This window comes from Niastella sp. OAS944, assembly GCA_024809215.1.
Lineage (GTDB): Bacteria > Bacteroidota > Bacteroidia > Chitinophagales > Chitinophagaceae > Niastella.
Genome location: JANUBW010000001.1, coordinates 724,768 through 745,540, shown reverse-complemented (window position 1 = coordinate 745,540; position 20,773 = coordinate 724,768). Strand labels below are relative to the sequence as shown.

The 20,773-nt window shown below is 44.9% G+C and carries 17 protein-coding genes; 7 read left to right on the top strand and 10 right to left on the bottom strand.

Annotated elements, in window-relative coordinates; all coding sequences use genetic code 11:
- Nucleotides 1-39: 39 nt before the first annotated feature.
- Entirely contained in the window at nucleotides 40-450 is a 411-nt protein-coding gene (locus GGD38_RS02905; RefSeq protein ID WP_375299530.1) for a hypothetical protein, read from the bottom strand.
- Between the two features lie 153 nt (nucleotides 451-603).
- Nucleotides 604-1,935 carry an amidohydrolase gene (locus GGD38_RS02900; RefSeq protein WP_375303771.1) on the bottom strand — a complete coding sequence of 444 codons (1,332 nt, stop codon included), beginning with the start codon at nucleotides 1,933-1,935 and terminating at the stop codon, nucleotides 604-606.
- A gap of 180 nt (nucleotides 1,936-2,115) precedes the next feature.
- Between GGD38_RS02900 and GGD38_RS02895 the strand changes: the two genes are divergently transcribed.
- A complete protein-coding gene (locus GGD38_RS02895; protein WP_375299532.1) occupies nucleotides 2,116-3,288 on the top strand; it encodes a T9SS type A sorting domain-containing protein in 1,173 nt (390 codons plus the stop codon).
- Here the strand turns inward: GGD38_RS02895 and GGD38_RS02890 are convergent, their stop codons facing one another.
- Nucleotides 3,289-4,851, bottom strand: a complete 1,563-nt coding sequence (locus GGD38_RS02890) for a methylmalonyl-CoA mutase (RefSeq protein ID WP_375299533.1) — start codon at nucleotides 4,849-4,851, stop codon at nucleotides 3,289-3,291.
- A 129-nt stretch (nucleotides 4,852-4,980) separates the two neighbouring features.
- Nucleotides 4,981-5,532, bottom strand: a complete 552-nt coding sequence (locus GGD38_RS02885) for a hypothetical protein (RefSeq protein ID WP_375299534.1) — start codon at nucleotides 5,530-5,532, stop codon at nucleotides 4,981-4,983.
- Nucleotides 5,533-5,861: 329 nt separating this feature from the next.
- Here GGD38_RS02885 and GGD38_RS02880 point away from each other — a divergent pair, with 329 nt between their 5' ends.
- The 3 genes from GGD38_RS02880 (at nucleotide 5,862) to GGD38_RS02870 (ending at nucleotide 7,086) form a co-directional block, all read left to right on the top strand.
- Complete coding sequence (locus GGD38_RS02880; RefSeq protein ID WP_375299535.1) at nucleotides 5,862-6,206, top strand: HesB/IscA family protein; 345 nt, start codon at nucleotides 5,862-5,864, stop codon at nucleotides 6,204-6,206.
- 156 nt (nucleotides 6,207-6,362) lie between these two features.
- Nucleotides 6,363-6,680, top strand: a complete 318-nt coding sequence (locus GGD38_RS02875) for a hypothetical protein (protein WP_375299536.1) — start codon at nucleotides 6,363-6,365, stop codon at nucleotides 6,678-6,680.
- A gap of 85 nt (nucleotides 6,681-6,765) precedes the next feature.
- Complete coding sequence (locus GGD38_RS02870; RefSeq protein ID WP_375299537.1) at nucleotides 6,766-7,086, top strand: MmcQ/YjbR family DNA-binding protein; 321 nt, start codon at nucleotides 6,766-6,768, stop codon at nucleotides 7,084-7,086.
- On the opposite strand, the gene GGD38_RS02865 is transcribed toward GGD38_RS02870, so the two are convergent.
- Nucleotides 7,079-7,777 carry a response regulator transcription factor gene (locus GGD38_RS02865; RefSeq protein WP_375299538.1) on the bottom strand — a complete coding sequence of 233 codons (699 nt, stop codon included), beginning with the start codon at nucleotides 7,775-7,777 and terminating at the stop codon, nucleotides 7,079-7,081. The two genes, GGD38_RS02870 and GGD38_RS02865, sit on opposite strands and share 8 nt — an antisense overlap.
- A 3-nt stretch (nucleotides 7,778-7,780) precedes the next feature.
- The gene (locus GGD38_RS02860) at nucleotides 7,781-9,055 is read right to left on the bottom strand and encodes a sensor histidine kinase (RefSeq protein ID WP_375303770.1); all 1,275 of its coding nucleotides are present in this window, start codon (nucleotides 9,053-9,055) and stop codon (nucleotides 7,781-7,783) included.
- 297 nt (nucleotides 9,056-9,352) lie between these two features.
- Here GGD38_RS02860 and GGD38_RS02855 point away from each other — a divergent pair, with 297 nt between their 5' ends.
- Entirely contained in the window at nucleotides 9,353-9,529 is a 177-nt protein-coding gene (locus tag GGD38_RS02855) for a hypothetical protein (RefSeq protein ID WP_375299540.1), read from the top strand.
- Between the two features lie 180 nt (nucleotides 9,530-9,709).
- On the opposite strand, the gene GGD38_RS02850 is transcribed toward GGD38_RS02855, so the two are convergent.
- The 3 genes from GGD38_RS02850 to secDF form a co-directional block, all read right to left on the bottom strand.
- Nucleotides 9,710-10,279, bottom strand: coding sequence for a DUF1003 domain-containing protein (locus GGD38_RS02850; RefSeq protein ID WP_375299541.1), 570 nt, complete (start codon nucleotides 10,277-10,279; stop codon nucleotides 9,710-9,712).
- A gap of 284 nt (nucleotides 10,280-10,563) precedes the next feature.
- A complete protein-coding gene (locus GGD38_RS02845; RefSeq protein ID WP_375299542.1) occupies nucleotides 10,564-13,962 on the bottom strand; it encodes a glycosyltransferase in 3,399 nt (1,132 codons plus the stop codon).
- A gap of 338 nt (nucleotides 13,963-14,300) precedes the next feature.
- Nucleotides 14,301-17,345, bottom strand: a complete 3,045-nt coding sequence (secDF, locus tag GGD38_RS02840; protein ID WP_375299543.1) for a protein translocase subunit SecDF — start codon at nucleotides 17,343-17,345, stop codon at nucleotides 14,301-14,303.
- A 453-nt stretch (nucleotides 17,346-17,798) separates the two neighbouring features.
- Between secDF and GGD38_RS02835 the strand changes: the two genes are divergently transcribed.
- Nucleotides 17,799-18,938: a pyridoxal phosphate-dependent aminotransferase gene (locus GGD38_RS02835; protein WP_375299544.1), complete on the top strand. Its 1,140-nt coding sequence runs from the start codon at nucleotides 17,799-17,801 to the stop codon at nucleotides 18,936-18,938.
- A gap of 99 nt (nucleotides 18,939-19,037) precedes the next feature.
- Nucleotides 19,038-20,285, top strand: coding sequence for a glycoside hydrolase family 127 protein (locus GGD38_RS02830; RefSeq protein ID WP_375299545.1), 1,248 nt, complete (start codon nucleotides 19,038-19,040; stop codon nucleotides 20,283-20,285).
- A gap of 67 nt (nucleotides 20,286-20,352) precedes the next feature.
- On the opposite strand, the gene GGD38_RS02825 is transcribed toward GGD38_RS02830, so the two are convergent.
- Nucleotides 20,353-20,742, bottom strand: coding sequence for a RidA family protein (locus GGD38_RS02825; protein ID WP_375299546.1), 390 nt, complete (start codon nucleotides 20,740-20,742; stop codon nucleotides 20,353-20,355).
- Nucleotides 20,743-20,773: the final 31 nt, after the last annotated feature.

Here is a 20,773-nt window from a genome sequence, read left to right as displayed (position 1 = left end):
TTTAATATCCCCGTTTTTTTTAAAAATAGTCTGTTTGGTTTAAAGTTCAGTTGGCACTTCTGAGAAAACATAAAAATAATCACCTATCAAAGTATATCTTTTATGTTTGTCCCTGACCATAATGTTAACTAATTGAACGAAGTTGCCATACGTCGATTCTTCAGATAAATATACTCCTACTACCTGGGTAGTATCGCTGTAGAATTTTAGTTTTAATGCTTCCCGGGCAAAGAGCGCAAGCTTCTTTTCATTTACATCATTGTGTTCTCCGAGATAAATCGTGTGTATTTTTTTGCCTTTTAAAACGTCTCTTACAACAGAGTAGGTGTAGCCTGAATGGCTGGGTAATTGAGAATCGTCTTTGGGTAAAATAAATCTGAGCACCGTATATTCTTTTATAGACGGTTGATAAATATAAAGCAAAACCGGCAACACCAACAGGCTTATCATACCGGGCGTATAAAATAATTTAGGGCGTTTCATTTGAAAAATAAGATGTAAGAAGGTCGAAATTCCATAATTTCATACTTCCTACTTCTTACATCTTACTTCGGTTTCTTACAACGCAAAAACCTTATGTTACCACTCAACATTACTAATACCTCACTTCTTCACCTTCGCATAATCAAACACCAAATTGCAAAAAGCCTTTACCCCAACATCCAGCCGGCTATCATCTATATAAAAATCAGGAGTATGATGTGGTGGTGCTTTTGATTTATCGGCGCCTTTGGGCATGCCGCCGAAGTATATAAAAAACACGGGCGCTTTCTCGCCATAATAAGAGAAATCTTCAGAACCGGTTACCCATTCGCGTTCTCTCACATTTTCTTTTCCCGCTGTTCTTTCGAGTGTTGGTACCATTAGCTTTACCAGTGAAGGGTCATTGTAAGTTACCAGCGTTTTGGTGTCGATGGTCACTTCTGCTGTTGCACCCATGGCCTCAGCAATGGTAGTGGCTATTTTGCGTATACGCTCATGCGTTTCTTTTTGCATTTTGCTATCCAATGCGCGTATGGTGCCCTGTAACACTGCTTCCTCAGGTATAATATTAGGGCGAACGCCGCTATGGAATTTTCCTACTGTAATAACCACCGGCGCTTTTGTAAGTTCCGATTGCCGGCTTACAATAGTTTGCAGCGCATTTACAATTTCGGTTCCCACCACAATAGGATCTATGCCTTTCCAGGGTTGTGAACCATGGCTTTGTTTACCTTTTATGTTTATGGTGAACCAGTCGGAGGAAGCCATAAAGGCGCCTGGTTTATATTCGAACGAACCAGCCTCAATGTCCGATTCAATATGCATTCCAAATACAGCATCCACTTTAGGATTATCCATACAACCTTCTTTCACCATCAGCGAAGCACCGCCTTCTTCATTCCCGGGCGGACCTTCTTCTGCCGGTTGAAAAAAGAACTTCACCGTACCGGGCACATCTTTTTTCATAGATGATAATACCTCGGCTGCACCCATCAGCATGGCCACATGGCTATCGTGACCGCAGGCATGCATTACCGAAACGGTATCGCCCATGTATTCGCTTCTTACTGTTGATTTAAAAGGAATATCAACCCGTTCTTTAACGGGAAGGGCATCCATATCGGCACGTAAGGCAACAACAGGGCCTGGCTGCCCGCCCCGCAGTATGGCCACTACACCTGTTTTTGCTATGCCGGTTTGTACTTCGAGGCCCAGCTTTTTCAAATAAGCAGCCACATATTCAGCTGTTTTGTATTCCCGGTTAGATAGTTCGGGATGCTGGTGAAAATAACGCCGCCATTCAATTACCTGGGGCAAAATGGCTGCCGCCTTTTGATCTATGGCCGGGCCGGCGGTTTTGGCTGGCTTACTTTGTTGCGCCTGTATGGTAATGAAAAATAGTGAAAATAGAATAGGTAGCAGTATCCATCTCATTGGTTGTTTTGGCTGCATGTAGTATTTATTTTGCTGAATGTAGAAAAAATTTATGAGTTGGAATCCTGACTAAACATATGATTTATAATCTACTTTATATAGCACTTATCTTGTTTATAATACGTTGATGCACACACATGTAATAAGCATATATATTTACCGTTTAATAAGTGTATTAATCCCTTAAACTGTCCCGAGATGCCCGTCCCTGTATTGAAAACAGCCACCGCCAATGGCCGATCGGTAAGATCATTTCCAATTGGTAAGTATGTGTGCAGTGTATTATTGCATTCGTTAATAGTTCTTCCCTGTCTGTCGCAAGCGATAGGCATCTGGAGATTCAATGGAGCGTTAACAGGAACAGGCGGGGCTTACAACACAGCTTCCACAGCCGATTTCAGTGCAGGCATTCCTACCAGGGCATTTAATAGTGGCATGGAATATTTTGGCGAAAATGGCTGGCCCGCCGGCGCACTTGATCCCAACGCATATTTGCAATTCAGTGTAACGCCCAATACCGGTTACCAGGTTGATATTTCAAGCATCGTATTACGCATCAGGCGCAGTAATACCGGGTCGCCTGCAGGGTCAGGACCGACATCGTGGAGCCTGCGTTCAAGTGTAGACGGGTATGCTTCAGATATTGCTTCTAATAGTCTTTCCTATAATTACGCACTTTTTACGGTTACTCCCGGCAGTAGTTTTTTGAACCGGTATACAACTGTTACTTTTCGGTTATATGGCTATAACATGCTTGTAAACAGTGGAGGCATCAGCCGGTTAGTTGTAGACAGTATCGCTATTAATGGCATTGGGGAAGTATTACCGGTGAATTTTACAGGCATAAAGGCATTTCGTACTGCGAACGATGTAACGGTAAAATGGCAAATGAACAATGTGCTGGAAGGCACCAGGTTCAACGTTCAGCGCTCAACAAATGGTGTTGATTATACCACGCTGAACAATATTACCGAAAGCGAATACAAAACCACCAACGCATATAACTATCTCGATGATCATGTGCCGGTTGGCTCACAGCTTTTATATTACCGTATACAGGGCGTGTTACCGTCTGGAAAAACTATTTTATCGTCCATAGTAAAGATCAGCAGCGAGGCCACTATACAGGCGCTGATCGATTATACCGCAGTACAAGGGCAATCGCTGTTAACTGCATTACAAACACCTGAAAAGGGGCGTTACACCCTTTCTATAATTAGCCTTAATGGCGCCATACTGCAACAACGCTCCATTGAGGTGGAAGCGGGTATTAATGTAATTACACTGCCTTTAAATGCATTGGTGCACGGTACTTATGTTGTTCGCCTAACAAATAATATGTTAGTGGATAGCCGGAAGTTTGTTTGGTAGTTACTTATACTCACCAAACACCTCTCTCAAAGTATCGGCAATTTCACCCAGCGTACATTTATGTTCAACGGCTTCAATAACGGTTGGCATAATGTTTTCGCCGCCGGTGGCTTTGTCTGAAAGGTCTTGCAACACCTGGTCGCATTTGGCGGGGTTGCGGTTGTTGCGCAGCTGCGCCAGCTTTTGGCTTTGCACCTGGCGAATGGAATCATCTATTTTAAAGACGGGCGTAGTATCTTTTTCTGTTGTTTGGAATTTGTTTACCCCAACAATGATCTTCTCACCGCTTTCAATTTTGCGTTGATAATCGTAAGAACTGCGGGCAATGGCATCCTGTATAAATCCTTCTTCAATGGCCGACACACTGCCACCCATAGCATCGATGGTGGCAATAAGCTCATAAGCTTTTTGTTCTATTTCATTAGTGAGCGCTTCAACGTAGTAAGAACCGGCGAGCGGGTCAACGGTATCGGCTGCGCCGCTTTCAAAAGCCACTATTTGCTGGGTGCGTAAGGCGATACGCGCCGCTTCTTCCGTTGGCAGGCTTAATGCTTCGTCGAAGCCATTGGTATGTAATGACTGGGTTCCGCCCAAAACCGCCGCAAGCGATTGTACGGTTACCCGGGCAATATTGTTTTGCGGTTGTTGCGCCGTTAAGGTGCTGCCGCCGGTTTGGGTATGAAAACGCAGCATCATGGCCCTGGGGTCGGTAGCACCCAGTTCTTTCATTATGCTGGCCCACATGCGGCGGGCTGCCCTGAATTTGGCTATTTCTTCAAACAGGTTGTTGTGGGAATTAAAGAAGAATGAAAGACGGCGGCCAAATACGTTAATATCAAGCCCTTTATCAAGCGCCGCTTTTACATATGCTTTACCATTGCTTAAGGTAAAAGCTATTTCCTGAACGGCCGTACTGCCAGCTTCGCGTATATGGTATCCCGAAATAGAAATGGTATTCCATTTAGGCAGCTCTTTGCTGCACCATTCAAAAATATCGGTAATGATGCGCATAGAAGGCTGGGGTGGATAGATATATGTACCCCGTGCAGCATATTCTTTTAAAATATCGTTTTGAATGGTGCCGGCAATTTTTCGAAGATCGGCGCCTTGTTTTTTAGCCAGCGCCACGTAAAAGGCGAGCAGAATATAGGCAGTGGCATTGATGGTCATTGAAGTAGACACCTCTTCCAGCTTAATACCACTGAACAGGGTTTGCATGTCTTCAATACTGTCGATGGCAACACCCACTTTGCCTACTTCACCTTCGGCCAGCGGATGATCGCTGTCGTACCCAATTTGCGTGGGCAGGTCGAAGGCCACGCTTAAACCCATTACGCCTTGCGATAACAGATAGTGATACCGTTTATTACTTTCTTCCGCAGTACTGAACCCGGCGTATTGGCGCATGGTCCAAAGTTTACCGCGGTACATATCTTCCTGCACACCCCGGGTAAAGGGGAAAGCCCCGGGCATTTCAATCTGGCTGGCAAAAGGTACATCGGCAGGGGTGTACACTTCTTTTATTTCAATGGCGCTATCGGTATATATCTTTTTATCTGGCATATCTTTTTTTAGAAGTATGAAGTATGATGTACGAAGTACGAAGCCTGTGCTTCGAATTCAGCAGTAATGTACAAAATTGAAGCTCTTCTTATTTCTTACCTCTTACTTCATTTTCTTTTTTGGAACATCCTAAACCATTAGTTTCTTGGCTTCATAGCTCAACACATCTGCTACTATATTATGCAGCGATGCTTTAGGGTTCTGCATCAGCATTTCGAGAATGGCCCGGCTAAGGTCCTGGCCGGTTGATTCGGCTGGTAAAAATGAAGCAATCTGGTTGATGATCAATAAGTTTTGATCTTTCAGGTTGCGAACCGCTTCCCATGATTCGTGGGTTACATATATCTGCTGGGTAACATTATATTCAAATTCCTGACGTATTTGCTGGGTTAACAACAGCTGCATATCCTTAGCGCTCAGTCCGGTGGCATTGGTACGGCTGATAAGGTTGGGTAAAGCAATACGATCTACCAGTAACATTAAACGCTCATAAGCCTGTAATTGCAGGGGTTGGGTAGCGTGGGGAGCAGGCGGGGCCGATTTTAATTTTTCGTGCTGGTCGAGCAATTCTTTTGCTTCTTTACGTTGTTTCCAAAATAAATAAGCCAGCGCGCCGCCGAGGACAAGGGCAATTACAATGGAAATTGTCATTTGCGTGGGCGTCAGTTCCAGTAAATACATTAAATAGGTTTTAGGTGAGCAAAAATACAGTTTGTGGATATAACTTCTTAGTTGTTGCTAATAAGTTGCTTAAACGCAGAACTAACACAACTAGTATAAAATACAAACTGTTACCGGTTACCAGGTTCCGGGTTCCTGGGCGGCCTCGCTATATTCCGTTGCAGGTTTCAGGTTACACGGTTCGCGGCGTTTCCCTGAAACCTGCAACTTGTAACCTGTAACTGCAACATTATAGGGAACATGTTGTTATAAGTACCAGGTGACTGGCAACCGGTAACCGGCAACCAGTTCGGTTTTTATTGTAAATTTGCAATATAAATGATTTGAGTATGGATATGACAATGGCCGTTCCTGTGAGTTTTACTGCTGGTGCCCTGGCTGAGATCAGCCGTTTAATGAGTGCCCCGGACTTTGATACAACCAAGTTTTTACGGGTTGGGGTAAAAGGGGGTGGATGTTCCGGCCTTTCTTATGTATTGGGTTTCGATGACAAACAGCCCGATGATGTGGACTTCGATTTTGAAGGACAAGCATTTATCATGAATAAAATGCATGGCATTTACCTGATGGGGATGCAAATTGACTGGGAAAACGGACTGAACGCCCGTGGCTTCACGTTCAATAACCCCAATGCCAGCAAAACCTGCGGTTGCGGTACTTCTTTTGCCGTATAAGTAGAAAAAGTTATATTTGATTGCTTCAAAGGATTATTTCCAGCCAAATAAGTTACACCTGCATTTTTGTACCTGCTTATTGTATCAATTACGGGATAATCAGTGATGCGCATGTTGAATGGGTATGAGTATTTTTTACCATTAAAAATTTTAAGCATGCGCACTTTAATGAAGGTTACAATGGATGTAGTTGCTTCAAACAAAGCAATTATGGATGGCTCTTTGCCCAAAATGATGCAGGCAACCATGGAAAAATTAAAACCGGAAGCAAGTTATTTTACTGCCATGGATGGTTGCCGCACCTGCATCCTGGTGTTCGATTTGAAAGACCCTTCAGAAATTCCGGGTATTTGCGAACCCTTCTTTATGAATATGAATGCTAAAGTAGAATTGAGCCCGGTTATGAATGCCGATGATCTGAAAAAAGGACTTGATTCCCTCCAGGGTATGTTAAAGGAAATTGCAAGTAACTAGTTTAATAAGCTTATTTTATGCAAAGTCCCCCAACGCATTGGGGGACTTTCACTTTATATCAGGAATTCATTATTTTCATACAATCATGGTTCATGAGAATACCTTCAGGCAACTGGCGCTTTCTTTTGCGGATGCGGAAGAACAACCGCACTTTGAAAAAACTTCGTTCAGGGTAAAGAAAAAGATCTTTGCCACGCACGCAGCCGGCAGCCATATTATTTGCGTAAAACTGTCGGCGGTTGACCAGTCGGTTTTTTGTGCATTCGACAAAACCATTATTTATCCCGTAGATAACAAATGGGGCAAACAGGGTTGGACCCTTGCTGATCTAAACAAGATCAGGAAACCGATGCTGATAGATTTGTTAACTACGGCCTATAATGAAGTTCGGAAAAGAGCTAGCTAACCGACGCATTAAACCGGAAACCCACACCATGAATGGTTTCGAGAATAATATTAGGATCGGCTTTGAAATATTTCCGCAATTTGGTCATAAACACATCCATACTTCTGCCAAGGAAATAGTCGTCTTTGCCCCACACGTTCAACAACACTTCATCCCGTTTTAAAATATGATTGGCATGCTCACACAGGAATTTGAGCAGGTCTGCTTCTTTTTGGGTGAGCGTAAAGGTATCGCTTGCCGTATGCAGTTTCAGGTCGGTATAAGAGAACTTCATTTGCCCAATACTGTATTCCTGTACCTGTTCGGCATGCAGCTTGCGGGTGCGGCGAATGAACACTTCCATACGCAACAGTAGCTCCTGCATACTGAAGGGTTTGGTAATGTAATCATCTGCACCGGTAAGAAACCCTTTTATTTTATCTTCCTCCATTGATTTGGCGGTAAGGAATAAAATGGGCACCATATCGCTCAACTGGCGAATTTTGCGCGCAACGGTGAACCCGTCTTTATTGGGCATCATCACGTCGAGCAAACATATATCGTACTGCGTTTTATCAAACTTTTCAATAGCGGTTTGTCCGTCGGGGCATAATACCACATCGTAACCTGCGTCTTGCAGATTGTCCTTTATCACATATCCTAACGACAGATCGTCCTCGGCTAATAATACTTTCGCTTTTTTTGTTACCATAGATCAGCTGTTTAAGGTTGCTGGAAGAATAAGCCTGAACTCGGTGCCAATGCCGGGCAGGCTATTTATCTTAATAGTGCCATGATGGGCATCGATGATCCTTTTTACAAAGTTAAGGCCCAAACCAAAACCTTTTACATTATGTACATCGCCGGTAGGCACCCGGTAAAATTTTTTGAACAGTCGTTTCTGGTACTTCTTTTCAATACCAATGCCGTTGTCTTTTACTGAAATATAAATGTTCCCATCTTCATGGCCGGTAGAAACGATGATGTGTGGCTTAACCGAAAACTTAAGCGCGTTCTCCAGCAGGTTAACAATAGCCAGCTCAAGGTGCCCTCGATCGGCAAATAGCTCAATGTTCTGTTCTTCATCGATGGGAATATCCACATCGGCCTTTTTTTCATCGATGAGGGGTTGCATTTTGGCAACGGCCTGTTCTATAAGATCTTTAACCGGCACCAGTTTTTTCTGTATGGGCAGGTTTGTTTTGTCGGACCGTGCTATTTGCAACAACCGCTCTACCTGGTCTTGCAGGTGTTGCGTTTGATTTTCAACGATGGTTGCGTATTTGCGTAACCGCTCAGGTTGTGAAGTGATCTTTTCCTGCAGCAATACTTCTGCCGAGATCTTCATTACAGCCAGTGGCGTTTTGAACTCGTGGGTGAAGTTGTTCACAAAATCTTTTTGTATTTCGGCGAGGAACCGTTGGCGGTAAAAGAAGAACAGGATTACGGCCAATCCGCAAAGCACTACAAACAAGGTAGAGCTACTGAAGAACCAGAAATTCATTTGTTGTAAAACATATTTATTGCGGTGCGGAAAGTACAGCAATATATAGTTGAAGTTACGGTTATGAACCGGCAGGTTGATCTGTTCTACCTCGTAACGCGAAGCTGCTGCTGTAATGTATTTTGTAAGCCTGTAGCCCGATTTACCGGCAGAATAATAAGCAATGTGCACATCGGTGAGCACATCAAAATCATTCAGCTCATGTTGCAGGTAAGATGCAACAGAATCTTCTGAGTAGGGATTATCTACACGGAATAAAAAGTAATCGGTACGGGGGTGTTCTATTAGGTCCTGCAAATGTTCCGACCGGGTGTCAACCAGGTCAAGGTCTTCGTATAAGCCTCTGATGCTTTTAACAACGTTCATGTTGAACGTTTTTTGTTCGAACGAATACACTTTGTTAAGCCAGAACAACTGCACAACGATGATCAGCGTTATTAAAACGCTGGCCAGTAGAACCAGCCATCTTAGTGTTGATGAACGCATAAAATCTGATAAACTCCTGTAGGCAAATTTGCTACCCATTACTCGTACTTTTTTTGTAATCTGGTTAACTGCTCGTTAAGGAAAGGTACAACAACTGATACACCGGGCAAAGGCCCCATGGGTTTGTTAATCACCAGTTAAGCAGCGCTTAAAATTTCTCCCGGCCTGCACATTTAAATACTTTCACACTGTCAAAATCGATGGGCGTATTGCAGCAGAGATTTTGAAATACTTCGCTCAGGATCAATTGACAAGACGTACTAATAAATCCACTTAACACTAAAAATATAAATACCAATGAAAAAAGTAATATTGTTGTCTGGTTTATTAATGAGCCTGGGCTTGATTACGATGGCGCAAACACACCAAACACATCATCCTAAAAAAGATACCACGTCGTCAAAACCAGCGCATGTAAAGGAGCCTAAAAAGGCTACTGATACAACACACCACAAAATGCATAAAAAACATTAAAATAGGTCGGTTTCTTTAGGGTTTAAAACGTCGCTCCGGGTGGGCGGCGTTTTTGTTTTCAGCCCAGCCCCCTAAAGGGGGAGCCAGTTATTCAGTTCTTAGTTTTCAGTTCATAGTTCTTTAAGTGCAGCCTCGACACTAATTGCGGGTCTCAAACTTGTTAACTCGTCAACTCCTTCTTCATTTCTGATTTCCATTGTGCTTCTCTCTAATGATCGACTGTAACAGCTTTATTTGCTCAGCCTGTGATTCAATTAATTGTTTAAACTGTTCCTGTATCAGCAGATCAACTTTTTGGTGCAACGTTCTGATCTCTATCTCTGCTTTCAGGTTCACCACATAATCGTTCTCGTTGCGTTTACGGTCTTTTTCTTCCTGGCGGTTCTGGCTCATCATGATTACGGGTGCCTGAATGGCGGCCAAACATGATAGCAGCAGGTTCAGCAATATAAAAGGGTAGGGGTCGAACCGGTTGCGGCCGGTAAAGATCAGGTTAATGGCTATCCAAACGGCCAGTACGATAACGAACCAGGAAATGAATTTCCAGCTGCCGCCAAAACGCGCTACCCGGTCGGCCAGCCGCTGGCCCATAGTGAGTTGTTCTTCCTTAGGTTCGCAAATGCTTTGTAACAACAGTTTTTCCTGCTCAATGGATTGCAAAACGATCTCGTTCAATTTCTTCTGGTGGTCGTTTTCGGTATTCAGCAGTTCGTTTATGTATTTTGTTCTTGTAGAGTGCATATTTTTCATATTAATAAGTTTAAAGTTACATCACACAGCAATTTCTCCCACCCGTTTCCTGACCTTCTCCCGATCTTGTCCAGGACTTCTTCCGAACTTCTCCCGGTTTTTCCCACGTTTCATAGGAGAACCCGGGAGAAGTTCGGGAGAAAGGTGGCAGAAGTATGCCTCGAGGTCAGAACAAGGTCGGGAGCCAGGCAGGTGAATTAAACAAAAGAGCAATTGATCATTGTCAATTGCTCCCGTGCCTCATCAACTCGTCAACAGGTTAACTCGTTAACCTGGCTCTGCCTCTATTTCGCTATTACGAGGCTATTTGCGCTTTCCGTTTGCTTAACACTTCCAGTGCGTTTCAGTACGCCCCAGCCCTGTAATTCGCCTTTAATGGCTTTCAGGAATGCTTTGAATAATACTGTAAGCATTAACCAGCGATAGATAAGCCGTTGCGGCAACAACCATAATAACCGCGATTTCTTTTCCCCTTCAAAATGAAAGGCCAGCACCGATACCGCGGCATCAACCAGCATAAACAATCCATAATAAGCCAGAATATGCCCGGCATTGCCTGTAAGTATGCCTATGAGCATAAAGAAATCTGCTGCCGGCGCAAAGGCTGGTATTATAAACTGGAACAGTAAGATGTTGGGGAATGCAACGCGCCCCAACGCTTTATACTGTTTATTGAACAGCACATCGTGGTGTTTCCAAAATGTTTGCATTACGCCAAAGCTCCATCTGAACCGTTGTTTAATGAACATTTTTATCGATTCGGGTGCTTCGGTAAACGCCAGCGCTTCGGGTTCGTTGGCAATGACATAACCCTGCCTTAGTATTCGTACCGACAGATCACAATCTTCGGCCAGGGTATCGGTGGTAAAACCGCCTGCATCTTCAATAGCCTGTTTCCGAAAGGCGCCAATAGCGCCGGGTACAACGGTTATGGCATTCAGCCAGGCAAATGCATTACGGTCGAAGTTCTGGCTGGTAATATATTCAATACTTTGCCAGCGGGTTAGCATGTTTACCAGGTTTCCAACCTTCACATTTCCTGCTACGGCGCCGACATTTGAGGTCACCATATGCCTCATCATCTTTGGAATAGCATCCGCATGCAAATGCGTATCGGCATCTATACAAACCACATATTCCGCCCGCGATTCTTTTATTCCAAAGTTCAAAGCCGATGCTTTGCCGCCATTGGGTTTGGTAAACACTTTTACCCGCAGATGGTTATGAAATGCATTGTACACTTTTTCGTATGTATCATCTTTACTGCCATCATCCACAAAAATGATCTCGGTATTAGGCCAGTTGGTCTTTAATAAATTGTTTACCGAGGTAACGGCATTCACGGCTTCGTTATATGCGGGCACTATGATAGAGACCAATGGAAAATCGGTTAATGGTGGCCATATGGTTGCCTTTTCTTTGCGTCGTTGGCGCATGGCCAGCCAGGCCATATATATCAATCGTGCAATTGACAATACAATAAACGAAACAAATAAAAAGAACAACACCTTACCAGCCCAGTAACCCGATGCGGCCAGCAAATAGTTAAACTGTACCAGGTAATACCCTTTGCCTTTAGGCACCGCAGGCATCAGTTCTGATTTCTGTTTGCCTAACAGGTTTGAAATGGTAGTGAACTCGTAGCCCTGTTTTTTATAATACTCTATAATGCGGGGCAGGGCGGCAATTGTAGCGGCCCGGGTTTCGCCACCGGCATCGTGTAACAATATAACGTTGCCGCCTAAACCGGCAGCAGTAAGTTCCTGTTTGCGATGGATGGTACGCGCTACAATACTGTCGGCCGAAATGCCAGGTTCCCAGTCGAGCGGGTCAACCGATTCACCTACATCGAGATAGTTTTTTGTACGGGCTATAGCTACAGGCAACAGCTCTTCCATTTTCTCCGGTTCTGAGTCGGCGTTATACGGCGCCCTGAATAATATGGTTGAGTGACCGGTAATACATTCCAATAACAGGCGGGTGCTTTCCATTTCAAGCACGGCCCGTTTGGGTGAGATCTCTGCAATATTAGGGTGTGTAAAGGAGTGGTTGCCCAGTTCGTACCCTTCGCGGTACATGCGTTTTATGAGTGGAATATTTTTTTCGGCATTAATACCCACTACAAAAAAAGCGGCCGGTACATTTTCTTTTTTCAGAATATCCAGCACCTGGGGTGTCCAGGTAGGGTCGGGACCGTCATCAAATGTCAGCACCAGTTTTTTAGGGTCGGTTTGTCCATATTTTCTTACCACAAACATACTGGGCAGGCTGTCGTAATGTTCTTCGCTGATGAGCATTTCAGTGCTGTCTATTTCGGGTCTTATTTTACCATCAACAGGGGTTGAAAGAATATCCAGCACTTCGCCTTCGCCTATATAATCTACATCGTTGCTCGATTGTACCGTGGTTATAGTATTGAAATCAAATTTGGCAAGCGCTGCTTTTTGCATATCCTGGTTATAGAATTTCCAGGTGCGACTGTCTTCACTGCCCAGGCGCCATAAAGCGGTTCCGGCCAGGCCATATTCAGTGGCAAAGCGCAAGCTGTTGAAGGTGGTGGCCGCATCCATAAAGTACACTTCATGGGGCTTGTCGTTATCGTCGTAATAACTATAATGCAGGTTATAGGAGTCGTTGTCGAAATCGATCTTTCCTTCCGATTCGCGGGCGGTTGACAATGCCTGTTGATAAGTGATGGTGGTTGCCTGGCCATGTTGCGGCCAGTCGTAACCATAGGCTGCCAGCCCAAGTACCAGTTTGTTACTTGGTATTTTGCGGGCCACTTTATCAACGGCGGCTTCAATCCATTGCTGGTGAGCTATTGGGCCCGGACCAGTATTCTCAGCATTTTGGTCATAGGCCATTAAGAATATATAGTCGTTATACTTTGCCAGTTGTTCAAAATTGTAATCGGTATTAAAGGGCATTATGTCCTGCGTTACCAGCAGGCCCTTTTCATGCAGGCGGGTGTACAATTCTTTTTGAAAGGCAATCAACGGTTCGTCGGTATTTTCCTTTAATTCTTCAAGGTCTACGTTCACACCTGCGAAATGGTTCTTTTGCAATATGTTTATTACGTCGGTAATTAAACGTTCTTTTTTTGCAGGGTTGGTAAGAATGCGATGAACCGGTTCGCCCAGGAATTGTGTTTTGTAGTTATTTGAAAGCATGGGCATAATGGGTACGCCGCTTTTTTTCATTACGGCCAGGGCCCGGGCATCAACCTGTGTATAGATGGTATCGGCCTTTGGGTCAATGAACATCCATTCGGGGATCACCAGGTTCAGGTTGTTGATGTTGCGTTGCAGGGAGAAGAACGATTGCGGGTCCCAGTCAACGTAGAAGGCGGAGCGGATCCCCCTCTCGGCCTCCTGGCCTCCCCCCGTCCCCCCTCCGGTGGAGAGGGGCACCTTATTAACTATGCCTTCCTTCTTCTCCTTATTGGTAATATATTTCTGAAACCCTGGCGCCAGCTTTTTAAACGATTCGTTGCTTTTGGCATCGGGTTGCCAGTTTGCTGCAGGTGTTACATGGGTGTTGAAGCGGGGCAGGGCAGGTGTGTATACCTGTTGCAGGGCTACAATTAAAATGGTGATGGAAACAATTACTGCCAGTAATATAAAAAGGCCGGTCCATTTAAACCGGTTCCACCGGGTTGAAGAAGTTGTTTGAAAGATTTGCATACATGTCGGTTGTAAGAGTATGAATGCAAAGTTGGCCCATGGATAAATGGAGGGGAGTTAATGGGTGGTTATATGGGTGGGGTGTTGGTTAACCGATGGTTATTTTGAAGGGAGTAGGTTAATGGGTGGTTAAGAGAGAAGTTGATAGAGTTGATGGAGGTGATAGAGTTGATAAAGGCCATTATTTCCGGACTCATAATTAAATTCGGAAAGGCTAAATGCGCGACAGCCCCTCTATCAACTGTATCAACTATATCAACTTTTCAACCCCACAAGCCGGCCTTAAAAACAAAAAGCCCCCCGGTTTACCGGAGGGCTTCTTTATAAGAATCATTTCGTTACGCCTTCTTCGCCAATGCCGGCTTTGTAGCCGCAGCATCCGCTTTTTTAGGAGCTGCAGGCTCGCCCAGTGGCTTGTCTTTGGCAAAGTCGATGAGGATCGGCGCTGCTACAAAGATTGAAGAGTAAGTACCGGTAATAACACCTATCAACATCGCAAACGCGAAACCTTTTGTTACCTCGCCGCCTACCAGGAACAGGATCAGGATGGTGAGGAACACTGTGAGCGACGTCATTACTGTACGGCTCAGGGTGTCGTTGATCGCTTTATTAAGAATGGTTGTTTTATCGGCGTTGTGCATTGTATGACTGTATTCGCGAATACGGTCGTACACGATCACGGTATCGTTCATTGAGAAACCGATAACGGTAAGGATGGCCGCAATAAAGTGCTGGTCAATTTCCAGCGGGAAGGGCACCACATCTTTCAGGAACGAGAACACCGCCAGGGTAACCAATACGTCGTGCAACAGCGCCACGATGGTACCTACTGAATATCTCCAGTCGCGGAAACGGATAAAGATATATACAGCGATGATCAGCATTGACCAGAATGTAGCCCATTGTGCACCAGCTTTCAGGTCATCGGAAATGGTTGGGTTAACCTTGTTGCTACCTTCCAGCAAACGAGTGTCGAAATCCTGTTTAGTAGTACCTGCAGGCAGGTAAGGTTTCAACCCATTATATAATATACCTTGTACAGCTGAATCAACACCTAAACCGGTTTCATTTACGCGGTAGTCGGTAGTGATGTTCAGTTTGTCGGTTCCGCCATATGTTTTAATAACAGGGGCAGTACCAAAGGTTTTTTCAAGTGCATTACGAACTTCTTCTTCATTTACAGTTTTACCAAAGTTCACTACATAGCTTCTACCGCCGCTGAACTCAACGCCGTATCTGAAACCATGGAAGAACGAAGCCACACCCAGCAACAGTACAACTGCAGAGATACCGTAAGCTACCTTGCGGTACTGGATGAACTTGTACGCTGCATGTTTGAAGATGCGTTTTGATAAAGTAGTAAAGTAGTTGAAGTGCCTGTTCTTGTTGGTATAGAAATCAGTGATCAGGCGTGATACCAGGATACCACAGAACAACGATAACAGGATACCGAGGATCTGGGTGGTAGCGAAACCTAATACAGGGCCTAAACCGTAAATGAACAGGATGATGGCGGTTAACAGGGTGGTGATGTGCGCATCGAGTACCGGAGGTAATGAGCGCAGGTAACCTGTTTTTACTGCCTGAGCGTAAGTGTTGCCTTTTGACAGCTCTTCTTTAATACGCTCAAAGATGATTACGTTGGTATCTACCGCCAAACCAATGGTTAACACCAAACCGGCAATACCGGGCGCTGTTAAGGTGGCATTCAGGGCGCTCAATACGCCAATGGTAAATAACAAGTTCAGTATCAGGGCGATGTTGGCAACAATACCACCGGTATTGTAATAAACCAGCATCAGTGCGAATATTACGAGGAATGAAATACCGAAGGCCATGATACCGCCATTTACAGCCGCTTCACCAAGGGTAGGACCTACCACTTGTTCCTGAACGATAACTGCAGGGGCTTCGAGTTTACCAGCTTTTAAGATGTTGGCCAGGTCATTGGCTTCTTCGATCACTATCTGCTGGTTCTTTCCGCCGGAACCCATGGTGATACGTGAGTTACCACCATCGATCTTTTGAATTACGTTAGGAGCGCTGTAAACGATGTCGTCCAGAACGATGGCGATGGGTTTGCCTACATTCTTTTCGGTCATACGGGCCCATGTTTTACCACCGCCGGGGTTCATTTCCATTGAAACCGCCACTTCGTTGGTAACCTGGTCAAACTCCTGGCGGGCGTCTTCGATTGCATCGCCTTCCAGTTCTGCTTTATCTCTTCCGGGAACGGTTTTAATTGCATACAGTCGCAGGAAGTTGCTCAGTTTGCCATCTTCGTCACGCTCTTGTTTGCCCCACAGGAACTTAAGGTTAGCAGGGAAACTGTTGCGTACTGCAGGAATGCTCAGGTACCGGTTCACAGTACTTGTGTCGGCCAGCAGCGATACACCCAGTGAAGGGCTGTAGCTTACTTTGCCGGTTTGAGGGTCCTGTTGAGGAGGCAGGAATTTTATTTTGCTGGCCAGAATGTTACGGCTGGCGGCAGAAGTGTCTTTTGTAACAACACCGTTTGAGTCGGTTTTGCTAACAGCCAGGAAATCGTCGAGGGCTTTTGAACCGTTCATTACTGAAGGTGAAAGCTCTTCGAGGGTGTACACTTCCCAGAACTGAAGGTTAGCTGTTGATTGCAGGTATTTACGAACCCTTTCAGGATCGCTGGCGCCTGCCAGTTCAACAGTGATAATACCTTTGTTCTCATCCAGACTGATGTTAGGCTGGGCAACACCGAATTTGTCGATACGTTTGCGCAACACCTGGAAAGTTTGCTTCATGGCAGCATTGGCCTGATCGTGGATGTAGCCTAAAACTCTGCTGTCAGTGGCATCTCCGGGCAGTTTGTTGTTTGAATTAGCGAACAGGGGAGCCAGTTTAACACCTGGGTTCTGTTGGCTGTAAGCAGCGGCAAACAGATCGATGAAGTTCTGATCACTGGTGAGTTTTCTTTTCTGAGCTTCTGAAACAGCTCTTAATAACTGCGGATCTTTTGGATTGTTAGCCAGGCCTTTAATGAGGCCATCGAGGGCTACGTCCATTGTTACGTTAATACCGCCTTGCAGGTCGAGACCCAACAACAGTTCGCTTTCTTTCGCTTTCTGGTAGGTTTGACCCCACCAGGTAATTTTTTTGTCTCTAGATGCAGTCAGCAAGCTATCGAGATAAGAATCGCGAGCGTTGTCCACGGTGTCCTTGTAATAGGCCCGGGCTTCAGTGTTGGTGGGGTACTTCTGGGCAGGAGTAAGGGGATAGGTCCGTTTCACATAGGCATCTGCTTTTTTACCCTGTTCCTTTTCGTGCTGGTTAACAAACCAGGTAAACGAAAGCTGGTATAAAGAGATCAGGATCAACAGACCTGCAAAAATGCTAACCAGTGCTCTCATTGGATTGTGTCGTTTATTTTTTTAGAGTTGGCAAAGATAGTGTTTTCGGTCAGAAACAATAGGGTTAAGGGTTACAAGTTACTGCGCTTGTGCCGAATTAACGCAGATTCCGGGTCGAAAGGTGTGTTTCGGATGTAAAAAGCCAATAAATGGGGAGAAAGGACTATGTCACGGTGTATAAATAGTTCATTTTTGGGCCTGAAAATGAGGTGTAGCAGCCCGAATTTTGCGATTTATACAAGATTTTTGCCATGAAAGCCCTGTAACCTGCAACCTGTAACCTGTAACAGCCTTCAATTTTTCAATTGTCAAATTTTTGGAGCAGCGCATTTTTCAAACCGGCACATTAGCGCTTTTGGTGTACTTTTGCGCCACAAAAAATTCTATCAACCAATTATTAGTATGCAACTTTCATCACGTTTACAGTTATTTAACGAGCCTGAAACTCTGAAGATGGCTAAGTTAGGCCGTGAATTACGCGCCAAAGGAATTGATGTGATCGACCTGAGCCTGGGCGAACCTGATTTCGATACGCCAACGCATATTAAAGAAGCTGCCAAGAAGGCAATTGATGATAACTATAGCCATTACACTCCTGTAGCTGGTTATCCCGATTTGCGCGAAGCGGTTTGCACCAAGCTGAAGCGTGATAACAACCTGGATTATAAACCTGAAAATATTATTGCTTCAACCGGCGCCAAGCACAGCCTGGCCAATGCCGTATTTGCCACTGTAAGTAAAGGCGATGAAGTGATCATTCCTACACCTTACTGGGTAACTTATTCCGAAATTGTGAAACTGGGCGAAGGTGTGGTGAAACTGGTACCTACTTCTATTGAGAACAAGTACAAACTCACACCTGCCGAATTGGAAGCAGCTATCAGCGACAAAACCCGTTTGTTTATTTTCTCTTCTCCCTGTAACCCCAGCGGTAGCGTTTACAGCAAAGCTGAGTTGGAAGGGCTGGCCAAAGTATTCGCAAAATATCCCAATTGTTATATCCTGTCTGACGAAATTTATGAGTACATCAATTTCGTAGGCAAACACGAGAGCATCGCTCAGTTCACCGAACTGAAAGATCGCGTAATCGTATTGAACGGTTTAAGTAAAGGTTTTGCAATGACCGGTTACCGCTTAGGTTACCTGGCTGCACACCCCGATGTGATAAAGGCTTGTGAGAAATTACAAGGCCAGTTCACCAGCGGTACATGTAGCATTACACAACGTGCTGCCGTTACTGCATTAACTACCGACATTGCTCCTTCTTTGGAAATGACCAAAGAGTTCGAACGTCGTAAAAAACGTGTTATCGAACTGATGAAGGCAATCCCCGGATTGACATTCCCAGAGCCAGATGGCGCTTTCTATGTTTTCCCAACTGTTACTGCATTCTTTGGTAAAAGCGATGGTGAAGAAACAATTAAGGATGCCGATGACCTGTGTATGTACCTGCTGAACAAAGCACACGTAAGTACTGTTACCGGCCGCGCCTTTGGTGAGCCTACCGCTATTCGTATCTCTTTTGCCAACAGCATGGAGAAGATCGAAGAAGCATGGAAGCGTATTGCTACTGCTTTGGCGAAGCTGAAGTAAGTTGATGGGTTGACTGGTTAACGAGTTAACAAGGACAACATAATAAATGATATATAAGACCCCGATGGTGTAATGCCGTCGGGGTTTTTGTTTTGGTGAGTGGGAAGTGTCACCACGACAATTCCCGTCACCGATCAACGCGAAGCCGTTGGGCATGCTGTTCGCGCAGCGTATCTGTATTCTGCCGTGGCCGATGTAGCTGCGTTAACGGGTGATGAAAAACTGCTGCTGGCCATCGATTCCATTTGGCAAAATGTAGTTACCAAAAAGATCTATGTGCAGGGCGGGCTCGGCGCCATCCCCTCCGGCGAACGCTTTGGTGAAAACTATGAATTACCCAATGCCACCGCCTATAACGAAACCTGCGCCGCCATTGCCGGTGTTTACTGGAATTACCGCATGTTCCTGTTACACGGCGATTCAAAATATATAGATGTGCTGGAAAAGCAGTTGTACAACGGCCTCATAAGTGGGGTAGGGCTCGATGGCAAATCGTTCTTCTACACCAATGCCATGCAGATCAAAAACAACTTTCATCATCATAGTATGGAGCCGGAGCGTTCCGGCTGGTTCGATTGCAGCTGCTGCCCCACCAACATCAGCCGTATGATACCTTCAATTCCTGGTTATGTATACGCACAAACAAAAAATGCAGTATATGTAAACCTGTTTGTTTCGGGTAAGGCCACCTTGCAGGTACATGGTAAACCGGTAAGCATTATTCAGGAGAACAATTATCCCTGGGATGGCGGGCTTAGCTTTACCGTAACGCCGCAAAAAAACGATGACTTTAGTTTGCTGGTACGTATTCCGGGATGGGCCCGCAATGAGGCCATTCCTTCCAACCTGTATACGTTCACAGGTAGCCAGCAGGGGAAAGTAACCATTACTATAAATGGTCAGCCGGTTAGCTACATCACCGAAAAAGGCTATGCCGTTATAAAACGCACCTGGAAGAAAGGCGATGTGCTGAAAGTTGATCTGCCAATGGATGTTCGCCGCGTAGTGGCCAATGAAAAAGTAAAGGACGATATAGGTAAAGTGGCCCTGCAGCGCGGTCCACTCATTTATTGTGCCGAATGGGCCGATAACAATGGCCGTGCGGCCAATATCCTTATGCCTTCCGATGCTGTTTTTGAGGCGCGGTTTCAACCCGATCTGTTAAATGGGGTAGAAGTGCTGCAAAGCGAAGTGCCGGTGATCTCCATTGATGAAAAAGCGCAAACGGTAAATACCAGCCGAAAAACGGTTACGGCCATCCCGTACTACGCCTGGGCCAACAGAGGAAAAGGGGAGATGATGGTGTGGTTTCCGGAAAAGTTTAAAGATGTAGATATAAATCCCTAGTTGACGAGTTAACAAGGCTAAAATGAAAGCCCTTTGGTTGTACCAGAGGGCTTTCATTTTATTATGGCTACTTAACTGCTGTAGCTTCCAGTTCAATTTTTAATGTTTCAAAAAGAGCCGGTACTTCATACAGGGTAGTGGCCTGTTTAATGTTATGCTGGCCTATCCAGTTCTGCAAAATGTCAAAGCAGGGCCAAAGCTCGGCCGATGAAGTGGTGAGTACATTTAACCGTACAATATTGCTGCATTCGTAACCGGCTTCTCTTATCACCTGTTCCAGGTTTTGAATGGCCAGCAGCAGTTGGGTCCTCATATCTGCATTACTTGATGTTCCGTCAGCATGTACTGCAGCCTGTCCTGCACAATAGAGCGTGGATGTTACATTCTTTACTTCAACAGCCTGTACATAATTACGGATATCCTGCCATTGCCAGGGATTGATGATCTTTTTTTCCATTGTTTTTGCTTTTAATTTTTACAATGTAAAA

Coding starts and splice junctions, on each gene's coding strand:
- GGD38_RS02905 (WP_375299530.1), bottom strand. CDS start 450: ATGATAAGCCTGTTGGTGTTGCCGGTTTTGCTTTATATTTATCAACCG.
- GGD38_RS02900 (WP_375303771.1), bottom strand. CDS start 1,935: ATGCAGCCAAAACAACCAATGAGATGGATACTGCTACCTATTCTATTT.
- GGD38_RS02895 (WP_375299532.1), top strand. CDS start 2,116: ATGCCCGTCCCTGTATTGAAAACAGCCACCGCCAATGGCCGATCGGTA.
- GGD38_RS02890 (WP_375299533.1), bottom strand. CDS start 4,851: ATGCCAGATAAAAAGATATATACCGATAGCGCCATTGAAATAAAAGAA.
- GGD38_RS02885 (WP_375299534.1), bottom strand. CDS start 5,532: ATGTATTTACTGGAACTGACGCCCACGCAAATGACAATTTCCATTGTA.
- GGD38_RS02880 (WP_375299535.1), top strand. CDS start 5,862: ATGGATATGACAATGGCCGTTCCTGTGAGTTTTACTGCTGGTGCCCTG.
- GGD38_RS02875 (WP_375299536.1), top strand. CDS start 6,363: ATGCGCACTTTAATGAAGGTTACAATGGATGTAGTTGCTTCAAACAAA.
- GGD38_RS02870 (WP_375299537.1), top strand. CDS start 6,766: ATGGTTCATGAGAATACCTTCAGGCAACTGGCGCTTTCTTTTGCGGAT.
- GGD38_RS02865 (WP_375299538.1), bottom strand. CDS start 7,777: ATGGTAACAAAAAAAGCGAAAGTATTATTAGCCGAGGACGATCTGTCG.
- GGD38_RS02860 (WP_375303770.1), bottom strand. CDS start 9,055: ATGCGTTCATCAACACTAAGATGGCTGGTTCTACTGGCCAGCGTTTTA.
- GGD38_RS02855 (WP_375299540.1), top strand. CDS start 9,353: ATGAAAAAAGTAATATTGTTGTCTGGTTTATTAATGAGCCTGGGCTTG.
- GGD38_RS02850 (WP_375299541.1), bottom strand. CDS start 10,279: ATGAAAAATATGCACTCTACAAGAACAAAATACATAAACGAACTGCTG.
- GGD38_RS02845 (WP_375299542.1), bottom strand. CDS start 13,962: ATGCAAATCTTTCAAACAACTTCTTCAACCCGGTGGAACCGGTTTAAA.
- secDF (WP_375299543.1), bottom strand. CDS start 17,345: ATGAGAGCACTGGTTAGCATTTTTGCAGGTCTGTTGATCCTGATCTCT.
- GGD38_RS02835 (WP_375299544.1), top strand. CDS start 17,799: ATGGCTAAGTTAGGCCGTGAATTACGCGCCAAAGGAATTGATGTGATC.
- GGD38_RS02825 (WP_375299546.1), bottom strand. CDS start 20,742: ATGGAAAAAAAGATCATCAATCCCTGGCAATGGCAGGATATCCGTAAT.